Consider the following 14,404-nt stretch of genomic DNA (forward strand, 5'->3'; position numbering starts at 1 on the left):
CGACCTATGCTCGTCGACATGGGTTACCCCGAGCAGAACCTGGCGCCCGGCGAGGCCGTCGTGCTGCACCGCCATCCGCATTGGAAGCTGATGGTGGGGCCGTTCCTGCTGTTCGCGATCGTCACGCTGCTCGCGGGCATCCTCGCCGGGATCATCACCGGTTCGACGTTGACCGGCGGGGGTCGCACCGCCGCGTTCACCGCGGTCGCGGTGCTGTGGGGCCTGGCCCTGTTCTGGTGCGTCGTGCGGCCGCTCGTCTCGTGGGCCACGACCCACTTCGTCGTGACCGACCGCCGGGTCATGTACCGCAACGGGATCGCCACCCGCTCGGGCATCGACATCCCGCTGTCGCGGATCAACACCGTCGAGTTCCGGCACGGGCTGGCCGATCGGATGCTGCGCACCGGCACCCTGGTCGTCGAATCGGCTTCCGATGACCCGCTGACCTTCCACAACATCCCCGACGTCGAACGCGTCCACGCGCTCCTCTACGAAGAGGTCCTCGAGGACCACGGCGTCCCCGACGAGGCGGAGTTGCGATGACCGAGGTGTTGCTGGCCGAGGACGACGCGGCCATCGCCGAGCCGTTGGCGCGGGCGCTGACGCGCGAGGGCTACGGCTGCGTGGTCGTCGACGACGGGGTGAGCGCCCTCGAGCAGGCCGTCGATCCGCGCTACGAGTTGCTCGTCCTGGACCTGGGGCTGCCGAAGATGGACGGTCTGGAGGTGTGCCGCCAGCTGCGCGAGCGCCGGCCCGACCTGCCCGTGCTGATGCTGACCGCGCGCACCGACGAGGTGGACTTCGTCGTCGGCCTCGACGCCGGTGCCGACGACTACGTCGGCAAGCCGTTCCGACTGGCCGAGCTGCTGGCCCGCGTGCGGGCGCTGCTGCGGCGCAAGCCGGTGCTCGCCGAGGAGGTCCTCGTCGGCGGGTCGATCGTGCTGGACACCCGCGCGCGCCGCGTGCTGGTCGACGGTCAGGACGTGGTCCTGGCCAACCGCGAATTCGACCTCCTGCAGTTCCTCATGGAGCGGCCCGGGCAGGTCGTCAGCCGTGAGGAGTTGGTGACCGAGGTGTGGGGGTCGGCCGACCTGCGGTCGTCGAAGACGCTCGACATGCACGTCTCCTGGCTGCGCCGCAAGATCGGCGACGACACCGCCGACGGCCGCCGCCACATCGTCACCGTCCGCGGGATGGGATTCCGGTTCGATGCCTAGCGGGGCCTGATGCGCCGCCGGATCCGCACCTCGATGATCGGCATGGTGCTGATCGTCGGGATCCTGCTGGGCCTGCCGCTGTCGGTCATCGCGTGGTGGTGGACCGACGACACCGCGCACCAGGACCTCGACCTGCGCCTCAAACACCTGGCCAGCGAGCTGATCCGGATGGAGGGGCCCGGCGGTGAGATCGATCCCGCGATGCTCACCTCCTCGCGCCTGGGCGTGTTCATCCCCGAGCACGGTCAGCTGCGGGTCGTCCACCACACGCCCGGGGCGGGGTCGGGAACGCTCGTCACGACGACGCTGGGCGAGCCGATCGACGGCCGCGAGTTCGCCGACTCGATCGACCTCGGCGACGCCGGGAACGTGGAACTCGCCATCCCGATGTCGGAGGTGCGGCGCGATCAATGGGCGGGCGTGGCGATCGTGGTGATCGTGGTGGTGGCGTCGGTCGGCGCGGGGGTCGTGGTCGCGACGTGGACCGCCCGCCGATTGGCGCAGCCGCTCACCAAGGTCGCCGACCGGGCCTCGGCGATGGCCCAGGGCGACTTCCGCTCGGAGTGGCCCGAGTACGGGATCCCCGAACTCGACCGGGTGTCGCGGGCACTGGGTTCGGCCAACACCGAGATCGCCACCCGCCTGGACCGTGAGGCGGGGATCGTCGGCGATGTCTCCCACCAGCTGCGCAGTCGACTCACGGCGATCCAGCTGCGGCTGGACGAACTGGCGATGCACGACGATCCGAACGTCGTCGCCGAGGCCGAGGCGGCCGCCGGTCAGGTCGACCGCCTCACCCGCGAACTCGACGAGATGGTCGCCGCCTCGCGGGTCAGCTCCGACGCCCCGGCCACCGCCGTCGACGTCGCCGACCTCGTCGACACCCTCGTCGCCGACTTCGAGCCGGCCTTCGCCGCCGTGCGCCGCGAGGTCCGGCAGGCACGTCCGATCGGATCTCCGATCGCCTGGACCTCTCACCCGAGCCGGCTGCGCGAGGCGCTCTCGGTGCTGATCGACAACGCACTCATGCACGGGGGCGGGGAGTGCACGGTCACCGTCGACGCGCTGGAGTCCTCGGGGATGCTGCGGGTCCGCGTCGCCGATCAGGGGCCGGGCGTCTCCGACGAACTGGTCGACAAGATCTTCCGCCGCGGCTTCACCGGCGGGGTGGCGACGGGAAGCGGCGTCGGGCTATCGCTGGCGCGTGCGCTCGTCGAGGCCGACGGGGGCCGGCTGGAGCTGACCACTCGTCGACCGCCGGTGTTCTCGATCGTCGTGCCGGCCGCGGCGCCGACCGGTCCGCCGGTCAGGCGCGACCGAGTTCCTCATCGGTGAGGGCGGCCAGCTCCTCGTCGGTCGGCGGCTGTAGGCGGTGCGTCCGCACGGCGCGGAAGGTCCACAGCTTGTTGACGATGAAGTTGATCGGCATCGTGATCATGATGGCGATCAGCTGAGCCCAGTACTCGCGCGAGTTGATCCCGGCGGACTCGTGGAAGTGCGGGTCCGGCAGGTACAGCGGGCTGGTGGGGTTGGTCAGGGAGATCTTGATGACCAGGCCGACCGCGGCGGCCACCGAGCCGACGGCCAGGAACGGCCAGAACTCCTGCCACCATCCGGCGTGCTTGCTGGACCGGAAGGTCCACCAGCGGTTCAGCTGGAAGTTGTACAGGTTGGCGATGAAGAAGGCGACGATCCACACCAGCGCGGTGAAGCGGACGTTGAAGGTGGTGCCCGGAATGCTCCACAGCACGTTCTGCGCGTTGATCGATCCGCCGTTGAGCTTGTTCATGATCACGGTGATGACCATGTTGACCAGCACGCCGGAGCCGCCGACTGCACCGAACTTGACCAGCTGGCGCAATGAGTTGCCATAGCGGTCGTACAAATTGGTGAGCATGACGTCCCTTCTCGCCCCCGTTGCCGCGCGGACGGACCGCGGCCCGGCGGAGGGCACGAAGATCTAGTGTACGGGCTGCGCTGCCGGCCGCGGCGACATGACAGGATGGACGCGTGCTGGAACGCTCTTCGACGATGCCCGTGGTCACGATGATCGGCGGCGGTCAGTTGGCGCGGATGACCCATCAAGCCGCGATCGAGCTGGGCCAATGCCTGCGCGTCCTCGCCGCCTCCGACGCCGACCCGGCCGCACAGGTCAGCGCCGACGTCGTCCTCGGTTCGCATGACGAGCTGGACGATTTGCGCCGCGCGGCCGCCGGCGCCACCGCGCTCACCTTCGACCACGAGGGCGTGCCGCTGCAGCACCTCGTCGCACTCGAGTCCGAGGGGGTTCCGGTCCGCCCGCCCTCGGCGGCCCTGCACTTCGCCCAGGACAAACTGGCGATGCGGCAGCGGCTGCGCGAGCTCGGTTTGCCGGTGCCGGACTTCGTCGACCTTTCCGGCGACCCCGTCGACGCTCGCGACGAGTTGACCGCGTTCGGTGACGCCCACGACTGGCAGATCGTCCTCAAGGCCGTCCGCGGCGGCTACGACGGCCGCGGAGTGTGGCTGCTCGAGAGCCGCGACGAGGCGCTGGCGGTCGTCGACGGCGCCGATGACGCGACACAGCTGATGGCCGAGGCGAAGGTGCCGATGCGCCGCGAGTTGTCCGCGCTGATCGCGCGCTCGCCCTTCGGACAGGGCGCCGCGTGGCCGGTGGTGGAGACGATCCAGCGCAACGGCCAGTGCGCCGTGGTCCTCGCCCCGGCCCCCGACCTTGCGCCGGAGGTCGCCGAGCGCGCCCAGCAGATGGCGCTGCGCCTGGCCGACGAGCTGGGTGTCGTCGGGGTGATGGCGATGGAGCTCTTCGAGACCGTCGACGGCGAACTCGTCGTCAACGAGTTGGCGATGCGGCCCCACAACAGCGGCCACTGGACGATGAACGGCGCGGTGACCTCGCAGTTCGAGCAGCACCTGCGCGCGGTCCTGGACTACCCGCTGGGCGCGACCGACCTACTCGCCGGACCGGTCGTCATGGCGAATGTGCTCGGTGCCGGCGAGGCGCCGGCGATGTCGATGGATGAACGGGTCCACCACCTGGCGGCCCGGATGCCGGAGGCGAAGATCCACCTCTACGGCAAGGGCGAACGCCCCGATCGCAAGATCGGACATGTCAATATCGTGGGAGCGCCCGGCGCCTCCTTCGACGAGGTGCGCGAGCGCGCCGAGCGGGCGGCCACCTGGCTGGCCACCGCGACCTGGACCGACGGATGGGATGAGCACGGTGAGTGAAACCCGGGGGCCGCGCGTCGGCCTGATCATGGGCAGCGACTCGGACTGGCCGACGATGACGGCCGCGGCCGAGGCGCTCGCCGAGTTCGGCGTGCCCTTCGAGGTCGGCGTCGTCTCCGCGCACCGCACGCCGCAGAAGATGCTCGACTACGCCAAGGGGGCGGCCGAACGGGGGATCGCGGTCATCATCGCCGGTGCCGGCGGTGCCGCGCACCTGCCCGGGATGGTCGCGTCGGCGACGCCGCTGCCGGTGATCGGCGTGCCGGTGCCCCTCAAGCACCTCGACGGCATGGACTCGTTGCTGTCGATCGTCCAGATGCCCGCCGGCGTGCCGGTCGCGACGGTCTCCATCGGCGGCGCCCGCAACGCCGGCCTGCTGGCGGTGCGCATCCTGGCGGCCGCCGACCCCGCGTTGCGCGCGCAGATGGCGACGTTCCAGGACGACCTCGCCGCCATGGTCGCCGACAAGGACGAGGCCCTCCGCAAGAAGTTGATGGGCTAGCGATGGCGGCCACCGCACTTTCCCCCGTCCGCGTCTACCCGGTCGGCGGCAAGGGCCCCGAGGACGTCCTCGTCGCCGATGACGGCACCGTCTACACCGGCCTGGAAGACGGCCGGCTGCTGTCGCTCGACCCCGCGACCGGTGCGGTCGCCCAGATCGGCGACACCGGTGGACGGCCGCTGGGAATCGAGTTCCTGCCCGACGGTCGGCTCCTCGTCGCCGACGCCCACCTGGGCCTGCTCGCCGTCGACCCCGCCGACGGGGCGGTCGAACCGCTGGTCACCGAGATCGACGGCCGGCCGATGCTGTTCTGCAACAACGCGGCCGTCGCCGCCACCGGCGACATCTGGTTCAGCGACTCCTCGACGCTGCACCCGATCGAGCGCTGGAAGAACGACCTGGTCGAGGACACCCGAACCGGGCGCCTGTTCCGCCGCACCGCCGACGGTGCGGTGACCACCGTGCTGGACGGGTTGGGCTTCGCCAACGGGGTGGCGCTGGCCGCCGACGAGTCATTCGTGTGCGTCGCCGAGACGGCCGCCCGCACCGTCGTGCGGTATTGGCTGGCCGGCTCCCGGGCGGGCAGCCGCGACTACCTCGTCACCGGCCTGCCCGGCTATCCGGACAACATTGCCCGCGGCAGCGACGGCCTCATCTGGGTGACGATCGCCTCGCCGACCGAGCCCGTCGTGACCGGGTTGCAGCGCGGGCCGACGCTCCTGGCGAAGCTGTCGATGAAGATGCCCGAGTTCGTGCAGCCCAAGCCCAAGCAGACGGTCCGCGTCCAGGCCTTCGACGACGACGGGAAGCTGCGCCGCGACGTCCATGGCGATGCCGGTGCCTTCCACATGGTCACCGGTGTGCGCGAGCACGCCGGGCGCGTGTGGCTCGGCAGCCTGGAGACCGAGGTCGTCGGCGTGATCGACCTCTGATCGGCCGCGGCTTCCGATGGACCGCACCCGGCGGTCGGTATAGGGTTGCGCCGTGACTTCGCCCGACCCGTTCCTCCCGCCCAACCAGCCCCAGCCGCCGCAGCAGCCGGGGTATCCGCCGCAGCCGGGCTACCAGCAGCCCGGTCCGGGCTACGGCCAGCCGCCGCAGGGTTACGGCCAGCCGCAGGGTTACCCGCAGCCGGGTTACCCCGGCTACCCCGCGTACGACGCCTACGGCAACCCGCTCTCGGACAAGAGCAAGATGGTCGCCGGCCTGCTCCAGCTGTTCCTGGGCGGCTTCGGCATCGGACGCTTCTATCTCGGCTACACGGGCCTGGGCGTCGCGCAGCTGCTGCTCGCGTGGGCGACCTGCGGCATCTGGCCGCTCGTCGACGCCATCATGATCTTCATGGGCAAGGTGCCCGACGCACAGGGCCGCACCCTGCGGGAGTGACCTCAGGGGACCTCGACGATGGCGAGGTCCACCTCTTCGACCAGCTCGAACCCCATGTGCTCGTAGAGTGCGTGGGCGGGGTTGTCGGCGGTCGTGTGCAGGAACGGCAGGTCGCCGCGCGCGGTGATGTCGGCGGCGACCGCGCGGATCAACCGCTGCGCCAGTCCCCGACCGCGGGCCCGCGGCAGCGTGGCGACGGCGCTGATCTCACCCCAGCCGGGCGGTCGCATGCGCTCGCCGGCCATGGCGATCAGGCGGCCGTCGGTGTCGCGCAGGCCCCGATAGGTGCCCAGCTCGACGGTGCGCCGGGCAAACGGACCCGGTTGCGTCTCGGCGATCACGGCGAGCATCTCGTCGACGTCGGCGGCGCCGAGCACCACGGTGTCGTCGTCGACCTGCGGCTGGACATGCGCGCCCGAGTACATCAGCAGGCGGAAGGTCCGCAGATGCGTCCACCCGGTCGGCAGGGGCCCGGCGTATCCGCGCAGGCCCACCGTGGAGCCGGGCCCCGCCACCTCGCGCAGGTCGGCCCAGTCCCGCGGCTCGAGGACCTCCGGGTGGGCGTAGAAGATCGACACCTCGGGGTCGTAGCGGCCGACGCGGCCGCGCCACTGGGCGAAGCGTGCCTGCGGGCCGCGGAGGGCCTCGCCGACCGGATCGGCCGGCGGGCGCACGTGGACCGCCATCAGCGCGTCGTCGGGGGCGTCGCGGGGACACCCAGCTTCGCGGTGAAGAAGGCGATGACCCGGTCCAGTGCCTCGCGGGTGGGCTGGCCCGGCTCGTCGATGAGGTGTTCGGTCACCACCGAGTGCGGCACCGGCAGCACCGCGTCGGGGTTGGCCGCCGAATCGGGCAGCTCGATGCCGATGAACGCGTCGCCGAGCTGCTCGCGCAGGAAGGCGAACCGCTCCGGCGGCACCATCGGGTCGCCCTCGAAGCGCATCCCCATGACCTGCAGCCCGCCGGCGCATCGAGTCTTGACGCGGGCGAGGTCCGCATCGGAGATGTCGATGTTGCGGGCATTGCCGAGCGGCCGCAACGGCAGCGACGGCTGGGACAGCACGGGTGCGATCATCGTGTCGTCGACGGCCATCGCCAGCGCGAAACCGCCGGTCAGACACATGCCGATGGCGCCGACCCCGGGTCCGCCGCACCGTTCGTGCGCCTCGCGGGCCAGTGCCCGCAGCCAGGTGACGACCGGTGAGCTGCGGCCGGTGGCGAGGATGGTGAACTCGCGGCTCACGCAGACCTTCCTGACCAGGTTGCCGGCCATGCGGGCCGAGTCCGCGAGGTCGCCGGGCTTGACCGACGGTCGCGGGTTCAACCCGTCGATCCCGAACAGCGACGGCAGGAACACGGTGCACCCGGCGTCGACGACGCGGCGCGCGAAGTCGGCGACCAACGGGGTGATGCCGGGGATCTCGGAGATGACGATGACCGCCGGGCCCGAACCCTTGACGTAGACCGGATGGGTCTTGCCGTCGGCGGTGAACTCCTCGACGGTGAAGTCGTCGAGCCGATCGCGGCTCATGCGGGTTCCTCCAGGATCGTGCCGGTGAGAACGTGGTCGACGCCGCCACGTGCGCCCAGGCGTGCGCCCTTGGCCATGTCCGGCGAGTCCGACGGGACGACACGGGGATCGGTCACGGTGTAGCGCTTGCCGCGTCGGATGATGTCGAAGCGGCCGGCGGCCGTGATGTTCTTGACCCAATCGGTGTCCGGGCCGTAGGCGAGGATGACCGAGAACCGGTCACCGTCGACGAAGCCGACCACCGGGACCGAGTAGCGGCTGCCGGACTTGCGTCCGACGTGCTCGATCACCGCGTAGGGCGCGAGGTAGGGCGCCCACAGCCCCTGGACGCGGTTGGTGACCTTCTTGTTGAAGCGCGCCAGCGAACCGGGGAGCCTCATCGGTCCTCGGTCCGCACGCCGGCGATGGTGCCGTTGAGCACGTAGTCGAAGCCGCGGGCGGGGATCTTGGCGCCCTTGGCGATGTCGGGGGAGTCCGACGGGACGACCACCGGGCCGACGACGGTGAGCTTCTTGTTCTTGCGGACCACGTCGAAGCGGCCGGCCGCCTGGATGTTCTTCACCCAGTCGGTGTCGGGTCCGTAGGTGAGGACGATCGAGAGCCGGTCGCCCTCGACCCACGCCAGCACCGGGATCGTGTAGCGGGTGCCCGACTTGCGCCCGACGTGCTCGACCATGGCCCACGGCGGCAGATACGGGGCCCACTGGCGCTGGATCGGGTTGGTCACCTTCTTGTTGAAGCGCGCAACGGCGTACGGGATTCTCATGACCCCAGTGTGGCCTATCGCATCCGGGCCCGGTGCGGATATCCGGGCCGGGCATACTTGAGGCCATGACGGTGACGGATCCGCGCACCCCGCAGACGGCGGACTCGACCGCCTTCCGCATGCGGGTGGCGGCGGCGTCGACGAGGCTGTTCGCCGAGCAGGGCTACGACGCGACGACGGTCGACGAGGTCGCGGCGGCCGCCGGGACGTCGCGGCGCACCCTGTTCCGACACTTCCGGTCCAAGGAAGACCTCGCCTTCGTCGACCACGAATCGCTGCTCGAACGGGTCGAGGACCTCCTCGACGACTCCGACTCGGACCCGTGGTGGACGGTGTGCGAGGCCGCCGAGATGGTGTTCGCCCACTACGCGACGCACAAGGACCTCGCCCGACGGCGGTATGTGATCGTCTCGCAGACCCCGGCGTTGCGCGACCGCGAGCTGATCACCGCCTACCGGTACCAGCGGCTCTTCGAGGAGCACCTGCGCGCTCGCCTGCCGGAGGTGCCGCGCGTGCGGATCATCGCGTTCGCGTCGGCCGTCACCGGCGTGCACAACTACCTGCTGCGCTCGATGCTGCGCGGCGACGAGGGTGCGACGGCGCAGCGTCTCGACGAGGAGCTCAAGACCTTGTGCAATAGTGGACCCGACAACACGCATGGCACGCAGTGCCAGGAGGAGTAGCGACCATGGCTTACGGCAATCCGGACTTCGATCTGTTCCAGCTCCCCGAGGAGCACCAGGCGCTGCGCGAGGCGATCCGCGCGCTCGCCGAGAAGGAGATCGCGCCGCACGCGAAGGACGTCGACGAGAACGCCCGCTTCCCGGAGGAGGCCCGCAAGGCCCTCGTCGCCAGCGGGTTCAACGCGATCCACGTGCCCGAACAGTTCGACGGCCAGGGCGGCGACTCGATCGCGGCCTGCATCGTCATCGAGGAGGTTGCGCGCGTCGACGTCTCGGCCTCGCTGATCCCGGCCGTGAACAAGCTCGGCACCATGGGACTCATCCTGTCCGGCGACGACGCGCTGAAGCAGAAGGTGCTGCCGTCGATCGCCGCCGGCGAGGCGATGGCCTCCTACGCGCTGTCCGAGCGCGAGGCCGGCTCGGACGCCGCGTCGATGAAGACCCGCGCCCGCAAGGACGGCAACAACTGGGTGCTCAACGGCAGCAAGTGCTGGATCACCAACGGCGGCCAGTCCACCTGGTACACCGTCATGGCCGTCACCGACCCGGAGAAGGGCGCCAACGGCATCTCCGCGTTCATCGTCCACAAGGACGACCCGGGCTTCACCGTCGGCCCGCTGGAGCACAAGCTGGGCATCAAGGGCAGCCCGACCGCCGAGCTCTACTTCGAGGACTGCACGATCCCCGAGGACCGCATCATCGGCGACGAGGGCACCGGCTTCAAGACCGCGCTGGCCACGCTCGACCACACCCGTCCGACCATCGGCGCGCAGGCCGTCGGTGTCGCGCAGGGCGCGCTGGACGCGGCCATCGAGTACGTCAAGGACCGCAAGCAGTTCGGCAAGTCCATCAGCTCGTTCCAGGGCGTGGAGTTCATGATCGCCGACATGGCGATGAAGGTCGAGGCCGCGCGCCTCATGGTCTACACGGCCGCCGCCCGCGCCGAGCGCGGCGAGAAGAACCTCGGCTTCATCAGCTCGGCGTCCAAGTGCCTGGCCTCCGACGTCGCGATGGAGGTGACCACCGACGCCGTCCAGCTGTTCGGCGGCGCCGGCTACACCACCGACTTCCCCGTGGAGCGGATGATGCGCGACGCCAAGATCACCCAGATCTACGAGGGCACCAACCAGATCCAGCGCGTCGTCATGAGCCGCGCGCTGCTGCGCTGACCGGCCGGCCCCGCGAACAACAGCGGCCGCCTGCGGATATTCCGCGGGCGGCCGTTGTCGTGCTCGAGTCGTTCTGTGTGCTGAAGAGTTAACTCGAGCCCATCGAGCCGAGCCCTCCCGAGCTCGACCCGCTGCCATTGCCCCAGCCGGGGATCACGCCCTCGACCGGCATCGCGCCGTGCACGGCGCTGCGGAAGTTGATCATCGCGCGTCGCAGGTGGTTCGCGCTGGTCACCACGACGACACCGGTAGCGCGGCCCCGGAACAGCATGGGGGCGACGAACTTGGCGTTCTCCGCGGTCGACCGCGAACGATTCTCGGTCGCGATGCGGCCCGCGGCGACGCCGTGTCGCACCAACCAGTCCTTCATCGCCCGGGCCTCGCTGCGGCCGGGGCGCGGATTGGTCACGCCACCGGTGGTGATGATGCTGGCCGCCGGGAAGCCGCGCGACAGTGACAGGGCCGCCTGCAGCCGGGGGATGAGGACCCGCGGCACCATGCCGTTGTTGTTCAGCCGGGCACCGAGCACGACAATGCGGGCGCCGGCGGGGTTCACGTTGAGGATCACCGGCGGTCGGGGGGTGAGGATCCCGATGTCCGAACAGGTCTTGATGACCTGGTAGTTGGGGATCATGCAGCCGGTGGTCGAGAGGAGGCCGTTGTACAGCTGTGCGCCGTCGGCGCGGGCGTCCGGTGCGGTGGTCGCCTGCACGGCACCGCCGACGGTCGCGGTCACCGCGAGCGCCGCGATTCCGTACTTCACTGTGGCCAACACGGTTCCCAAGGTATCCGCGCGACACGCACCCGTGCCATGGGCGTTTGCCAACCGATGCGTCGGCGTAATGCGTTTGTGAGGCGGCGATCGTGCTGCCACGCTGGGCGGATGACGTCGACGCTGCGCACCGAGAGGCTCATTCTTCGGATTCCCTGTGAATCGGATGTCGACGCGGTCTTCCACGCCTGCCAGGACCCCGACATCCAGCGGTTCACGCTGGTGCCGGTCCCGTATCGGCGGAGCGACGCCGAGCACTTCGTGCGGGTCACCGCGACGTCGCCGGACTCGGTGACCCGGGTCGTCACGACGGCGTCCGGCCGGTTCGTCGGATGCGTCGGGGTCGCGCTGCGTTCGGAAGACGTCGGCTCACTCGGCTACTGGTGTGCCCCCGGGCAGCGTGGCCGCGGCTACCTCACCGAGGCGCTCGCCGCCGTCCTCGACGACGCGTTCGACCAGGGCGGGTTGGGGCTCGGCGTGCTGGAATGGTCGGCGCTGCCGGAGAACGTCGCGTCGGCGCGCCTGGCCGCGCGGCTCGGTTTCCGGTTCACCGGGGTCCGGGTCGACCGTGGTGGTGGCCGTGACGAGGAGGTCGTCACCGCGGTGCTGCGCGCCACCGACGAGCGCGTGCCACAGCACTGGCCGCCGCTCAGCGGAGGGTGAGCGAGGCCCGTTCGGATTCGGCGCGGGCCGTGAGCGCGGCGTCGTCGGGATGGGCGACGGCGACGAGGCTGGCACCCACGACGAGCGGGGCGAGCAGATGCGCGACGATCTCGTCGGCGCCGCGCCAACCGCGGGTGGACAGCACGCGATCGCCGTCGGCGATACCGGCGGCCGCCGCGGCCTCCCGTGCCCGGGCGAGGACGTCGGCGACCGGGCGGCCGGCGAGCGCCGGTCCGTCGCCTCCCGCCGGGGAGAAGGCATCGCCGTGCACTCGGACGGCGGGCCCGAAGTCGATGACACCCAGTGGCAGGTCGCCCGCGCTCATGGCGAACGGGTCCAGCGGCACGACGACGGTCTCGCCGGCGTCGGGGTGGGCGTCGAGCCGGTCGGCGGAGGTGATGACCGCGCGCGCGTCGTCGGTGTCGCCGCCGGGGACGACGTCGGCGCCGGCCCACCACGCGCCGAGGAGGACGGCCGCGGTCTGCCAGTGCTCGGGCAGATCGACGACGACCCGGTCACCGGGGGCGAGACCGACCTCGTCGCGCAGGAAGTTGGCGATCTTGGCCGCCCAGTTGCCCAGGGTGAGCGCCGAAAGCTCGGTGCGCTCGCCGGAGCGGTCGTCGTAGAACGTCAGCATCGGGCGCGCGGGGTCGGGCGCGGCGGCCAGCACCGCTTCGGTGATCGAAGCCACAGTGGCAGGTTAGCGCGCCGTCAGTTGACGCACATCGGGCCCTTGCTGCCCGCGGTGATCGGAGCCTGCGACGAGCCGGCGCGGGCGGCGACCTGGCGGCGCTGCGCCGCGACTCGCTGGGCGTCGGGCTGCGGGCTGGTGTCCATGATCGAACCGGGACCGAAGTAGGTGTTGGTCAGCACCACGCGCGCCTGGTGGCGGGGCATCGTCGGGTCGGCGCGGACGGCGACTCCGCCCAGCGCCGCCGAGAGGTCCTTGATCGCGGAGTCGTCGGCGTTGCGGGTGAAGATGATCGAGTCGCGCTCGTTCATCGGCTTGGTCGCCGTCTTGCCCGGGGCGAAGCCCTTGGCGGTCAGGATGTTGGAGACGTTCGCCGCGAGCCCGTCGATGGTGCCGGCGTTGACGACGTCGACGGTGTAGCCGGCCTTGCCGGCGGCCTTCCTCTTCGACTCGTCCCCGGTCAGCAGCTCGTCGGTGAACTTGTGGACCGCCTTGGGGTCGACCTGCACGATCGACTGGCCCTCCGGGCTCCACCCTTCCTCGGTGACGATCGGGATCGTCGCGAACCGGACCTTGCCGCCGGAGAGGTCGCGCAGCTTCTCGGCGAAGGACAGGACGTCCCAGTTGTCGTCGATGACCACCGACCGCGACACCGCGTTCTCCAACTTGTTCATCGTCCGCTGGTTGGTCAGCGTCTTCGCCGACAGCAGCTTCTGTGCGAGCGAGGCCATGAACACCTGTTGGCGGGTGATGCGGTCCAGATCGCCGCGGGGCAGACCGTGGCGCTGGCGCACGAAGCTCAACGCCTTCGGGCCGTTCAGCGTCTGGATGCCCTTGCGGAACTTGGCGCCGGAGTAGCGGTCGCGCACCGGGGCCTTCAGACACACGTCGACGCCGCCGACGGCGTTGGTCAGCAGCGCGAAACCGAGCAGGCCGACCTCGGCGTAGTGGTCGACCTGGACGCCGGTCAGCTTGTTGACGGTGCCGATGAGGGCCTGCCGGCCGGCCTCGGTGCCGTCCCGCTCGGCCTTTGCCGGATTGCCGCCGCGCTCGACGGCGGTGCGGCGCACCCGCTCCTTGGTCGCGCCGTAGGCGGCGTTGATCTTGCTCTTGCCGAGGCCGGGGACGTCGACGTAGGCGTCGCGCGGAATGGAGATGGCCGTCGCCGACGACCCGTTGTTGGGGATGCGGATCAGCAGGATGGTGTCGGTGTTGGTGGCGGTCTCGTCGCCGGCGCGCAGCCAGCGCAGCTCGCGACGGCTCAGCGGGACGCCCTTGGCGTCGGTGCGCGAGTCGGTGCCGACCAGCAGCAGGTCGACGGCGCCGTCCTGACCGCCGCCGAGGTTCAGCCCGGCCAGTTGGGTGACCGATTCGGTGACGCCGGTGGCCGACTTCCAGGAGTACCCGGCGATGACCAGCGTGGCGACCGACAGCAGGGTCACGGCCACCTGGCCGGCGCGGTGGATCCGCTTGCGGGGACCGCCCCCGCCGAGTGAGCCGCGCGGAGGCGGCGGATCGGCGGGCGGGGGAGCCGTCGGCGCCTTGGCCTTCGGTGCCTGCTTCGTGGGCGCCGGCTTCTTCGGTGCGGGCTTCGGCCGGGCCTTGGTCGGGGCGGGTGCCGGCGCAGGCGCGGTAGCGGCGGTGGCACGGGCCTTCTTGCGACGCTTGGCGGGCTCGGGTTCACGGGTGTGGATCTCACCCGAGGAGGTGCGGGTCGGGCGGGTGCGGTGGCCCGGAACGTGCTGCGGCGCGGGCCGACGGCCTTCGCGCTGCTGGGGATCCGGGCGGCGCGGCGC

Annotated in this window: 18 protein-coding genes; 10 read left to right on the forward strand and 8 right to left on the reverse strand. The window is 70.8% G+C overall.

Annotated features, from left to right (window positions below; all coding sequences use genetic code 11):
• Nucleotides 1–6: 6 nt before the first annotated feature.
• The 3 genes from QM634_RS13855 to QM634_RS13865 are packed head-to-tail and all read left to right on the forward strand — an operon-like array spanning nt 7 to nt 2,552.
• Entirely contained in the window at nt 7–543 is a 537-nt protein-coding gene (locus tag QM634_RS13855; protein WP_415043362.1) for a PH domain-containing protein, read from the forward strand.
• A complete protein-coding gene (locus QM634_RS13860; RefSeq protein ID WP_415043363.1) occupies nt 540–1,217 on the forward strand; it encodes a response regulator transcription factor in 678 nt (225 codons plus the stop codon). The genes QM634_RS13855 and QM634_RS13860 overlap by 4 nt, the downstream gene beginning before the upstream one ends.
• Nucleotides 1,218–1,226: 9 nt before the next feature.
• Complete coding sequence (locus tag QM634_RS13865; protein ID WP_415043364.1) at nt 1,227–2,552, forward strand: ATP-binding protein; 1,326 nt, start codon at nt 1,227–1,229, stop codon at nt 2,550–2,552.
• On the opposite strand, the gene QM634_RS13870 is transcribed toward QM634_RS13865, so the two are convergent.
• Nucleotides 2,524–3,114, reverse strand: a complete 591-nt coding sequence (locus QM634_RS13870; RefSeq protein ID WP_415043365.1) for a GtrA family protein — start codon at nt 3,112–3,114, stop codon at nt 2,524–2,526. The two genes, QM634_RS13865 and QM634_RS13870, sit on opposite strands and share 29 nt — an antisense overlap.
• A gap of 134 nt (nt 3,115–3,248) precedes the next feature.
• Here QM634_RS13870 and QM634_RS13875 point away from each other — a divergent pair, with 134 nt between their 5' ends.
• Genes QM634_RS13875 through QM634_RS13890 form a run of 4 tightly spaced genes read left to right on the forward strand, consistent with a single transcriptional unit; the run spans nt 3,249 to nt 6,333 of the window.
• Nucleotides 3,249–4,445, forward strand: coding sequence for a 5-(carboxyamino)imidazole ribonucleotide synthase (locus tag QM634_RS13875; protein WP_415043380.1), 1,197 nt, complete (start codon nt 3,249–3,251; stop codon nt 4,443–4,445).
• Nucleotides 4,429–4,947, forward strand: coding sequence for a 5-(carboxyamino)imidazole ribonucleotide mutase (purE, locus tag QM634_RS13880; RefSeq protein WP_415043366.1), 519 nt, complete (start codon nt 4,429–4,431; stop codon nt 4,945–4,947). The genes QM634_RS13875 and purE overlap by 17 nt, the downstream gene beginning before the upstream one ends.
• Before the next feature lie 2 nt (nt 4,948–4,949).
• On the forward strand, nt 4,950–5,879 hold the full coding sequence (locus QM634_RS13885; protein WP_415043367.1) for an SMP-30/gluconolactonase/LRE family protein: 930 nt from the start codon (nt 4,950–4,952) through the stop codon (nt 5,877–5,879).
• Between the two features lie 52 nt (nt 5,880–5,931).
• Complete coding sequence (locus QM634_RS13890) at nt 5,932–6,333, forward strand: TM2 domain-containing protein (protein ID WP_415043368.1); 402 nt, start codon at nt 5,932–5,934, stop codon at nt 6,331–6,333.
• A 2-nt stretch (nt 6,334–6,335) separates the two neighbouring features.
• Here QM634_RS13890 and QM634_RS13895 read toward each other — a convergent pair whose 3' ends face one another.
• From QM634_RS13895 to QM634_RS13910, 4 genes are read right to left on the reverse strand one after another with little or no spacing between them, the layout of a single operon-like run.
• Nucleotides 6,336–7,019 carry a GNAT family N-acetyltransferase gene (locus QM634_RS13895; protein ID WP_415043369.1) on the reverse strand — a complete coding sequence of 228 codons (684 nt, stop codon included), beginning with the start codon at nt 7,017–7,019 and terminating at the stop codon, nt 6,336–6,338.
• On the reverse strand, nt 7,019–7,864 hold the full coding sequence (locus tag QM634_RS13900; RefSeq protein WP_415043370.1) for a dienelactone hydrolase family protein: 846 nt from the start codon (nt 7,862–7,864) through the stop codon (nt 7,019–7,021). The genes QM634_RS13895 and QM634_RS13900 overlap by 1 nt, the downstream gene beginning before the upstream one ends.
• Nucleotides 7,861–8,244 (reverse strand): nitroreductase family deazaflavin-dependent oxidoreductase, encoded by a 384-nt coding sequence (locus QM634_RS13905; RefSeq protein WP_415043371.1) that lies wholly within the window; start codon nt 8,242–8,244, stop codon nt 7,861–7,863. The genes QM634_RS13900 and QM634_RS13905 overlap by 4 nt, the downstream gene beginning before the upstream one ends.
• Nucleotides 8,241–8,630 carry a nitroreductase family deazaflavin-dependent oxidoreductase gene (locus tag QM634_RS13910; RefSeq protein WP_415043372.1) on the reverse strand — a complete coding sequence of 130 codons (390 nt, stop codon included), beginning with the start codon at nt 8,628–8,630 and terminating at the stop codon, nt 8,241–8,243. The genes QM634_RS13905 and QM634_RS13910 overlap by 4 nt, the downstream gene beginning before the upstream one ends.
• 65 nt (nt 8,631–8,695) lie before the next feature.
• Here QM634_RS13910 and QM634_RS13915 point away from each other — a divergent pair, with 65 nt between their 5' ends.
• Nucleotides 8,696–9,313, forward strand: coding sequence for a TetR/AcrR family transcriptional regulator (locus QM634_RS13915; RefSeq protein WP_415043373.1), 618 nt, complete (start codon nt 8,696–8,698; stop codon nt 9,311–9,313).
• A gap of 5 nt (nt 9,314–9,318) precedes the next feature.
• Entirely contained in the window at nt 9,319–10,482 is a 1,164-nt protein-coding gene (locus QM634_RS13920; RefSeq protein WP_415043374.1) for an acyl-CoA dehydrogenase, read from the forward strand.
• A gap of 88 nt (nt 10,483–10,570) precedes the next feature.
• Here the strand turns inward: QM634_RS13920 and QM634_RS13925 are convergent, their stop codons facing one another.
• Nucleotides 10,571–11,257: a YdcF family protein gene (locus tag QM634_RS13925; protein WP_415043375.1), complete on the reverse strand. Its 687-nt coding sequence runs from the start codon at nt 11,255–11,257 to the stop codon at nt 10,571–10,573.
• Nucleotides 11,258–11,365: 108 nt separating this feature from the next.
• Here QM634_RS13925 and QM634_RS13930 point away from each other — a divergent pair, with 108 nt between their 5' ends.
• Nucleotides 11,366–11,917, forward strand: coding sequence for a GNAT family N-acetyltransferase (locus QM634_RS13930; RefSeq protein WP_415043376.1), 552 nt, complete (start codon nt 11,366–11,368; stop codon nt 11,915–11,917).
• Here QM634_RS13930 and QM634_RS13935 read toward each other — a convergent pair.
• Entirely contained in the window at nt 11,904–12,608 is a 705-nt protein-coding gene (locus QM634_RS13935; protein WP_415043377.1) for a TIGR03089 family protein, read from the reverse strand. The two genes, QM634_RS13930 and QM634_RS13935, sit on opposite strands and share 14 nt — an antisense overlap.
• Before the next feature lie 20 nt (nt 12,609–12,628).
• Nucleotides 12,629–14,404, reverse strand: a 1,776-nt coding sequence (locus tag QM634_RS13940; RefSeq protein WP_415043378.1) for an LCP family protein, incomplete at its 5' end; no start/stop codon positions are given.

It is taken from the genome of Gordonia sp. (in: high G+C Gram-positive bacteria), from assembly GCF_047606305.1.
GTDB lineage: Bacteria > Actinomycetota > Actinomycetes > Mycobacteriales > Mycobacteriaceae > Gordonia.

What these genes read in the sequence shown, in the direction of transcription:
- QM634_RS13860 (WP_415043363.1), top strand. Translation starts at nt 540, where the DNA reads ATGACCGAGGTGTTGCTGGCCGAGGACGACGCGGCCATCGCCGAGCCG.
- QM634_RS13905 (WP_415043371.1), bottom strand. Translation starts at nt 8,244, where the DNA reads ATGAGGCTCCCCGGTTCGCTGGCGCGCTTCAACAAGAAGGTCACCAAC.
- purE (WP_415043366.1), top strand. Translation starts at nt 4,429, where the DNA reads ATGAGCACGGTGAGTGAAACCCGGGGGCCGCGCGTCGGCCTGATCATG.
- QM634_RS13885 (WP_415043367.1), top strand. Translation starts at nt 4,950, where the DNA reads ATGGCGGCCACCGCACTTTCCCCCGTCCGCGTCTACCCGGTCGGCGGC.
- QM634_RS13915 (WP_415043373.1), top strand. Translation starts at nt 8,696, where the DNA reads ATGACGGTGACGGATCCGCGCACCCCGCAGACGGCGGACTCGACCGCC.
- QM634_RS13870 (WP_415043365.1), bottom strand. Translation starts at nt 3,114, where the DNA reads ATGCTCACCAATTTGTACGACCGCTATGGCAACTCATTGCGCCAGCTG.
- QM634_RS13910 (WP_415043372.1), bottom strand. Translation starts at nt 8,630, where the DNA reads ATGAGAATCCCGTACGCCGTTGCGCGCTTCAACAAGAAGGTGACCAAC.
- QM634_RS13900 (WP_415043370.1), bottom strand. Translation starts at nt 7,864, where the DNA reads ATGAGCCGCGATCGGCTCGACGACTTCACCGTCGAGGAGTTCACCGCC.
- QM634_RS13875 (WP_415043380.1), top strand. Translation starts at nt 3,249, where the DNA reads ATGCCCGTGGTCACGATGATCGGCGGCGGTCAGTTGGCGCGGATGACC.
- QM634_RS13855 (WP_415043362.1), top strand. Translation starts at nt 7, where the DNA reads ATGCTCGTCGACATGGGTTACCCCGAGCAGAACCTGGCGCCCGGCGAG.
- QM634_RS13865 (WP_415043364.1), top strand. Translation starts at nt 1,227, where the DNA reads ATGCGCCGCCGGATCCGCACCTCGATGATCGGCATGGTGCTGATCGTC.
- QM634_RS13930 (WP_415043376.1), top strand. Translation starts at nt 11,366, where the DNA reads ATGACGTCGACGCTGCGCACCGAGAGGCTCATTCTTCGGATTCCCTGT.
- QM634_RS13895 (WP_415043369.1), bottom strand. Translation starts at nt 7,019, where the DNA reads ATGGCGGTCCACGTGCGCCCGCCGGCCGATCCGGTCGGCGAGGCCCTC.
- QM634_RS13920 (WP_415043374.1), top strand. Translation starts at nt 9,319, where the DNA reads ATGGCTTACGGCAATCCGGACTTCGATCTGTTCCAGCTCCCCGAGGAG.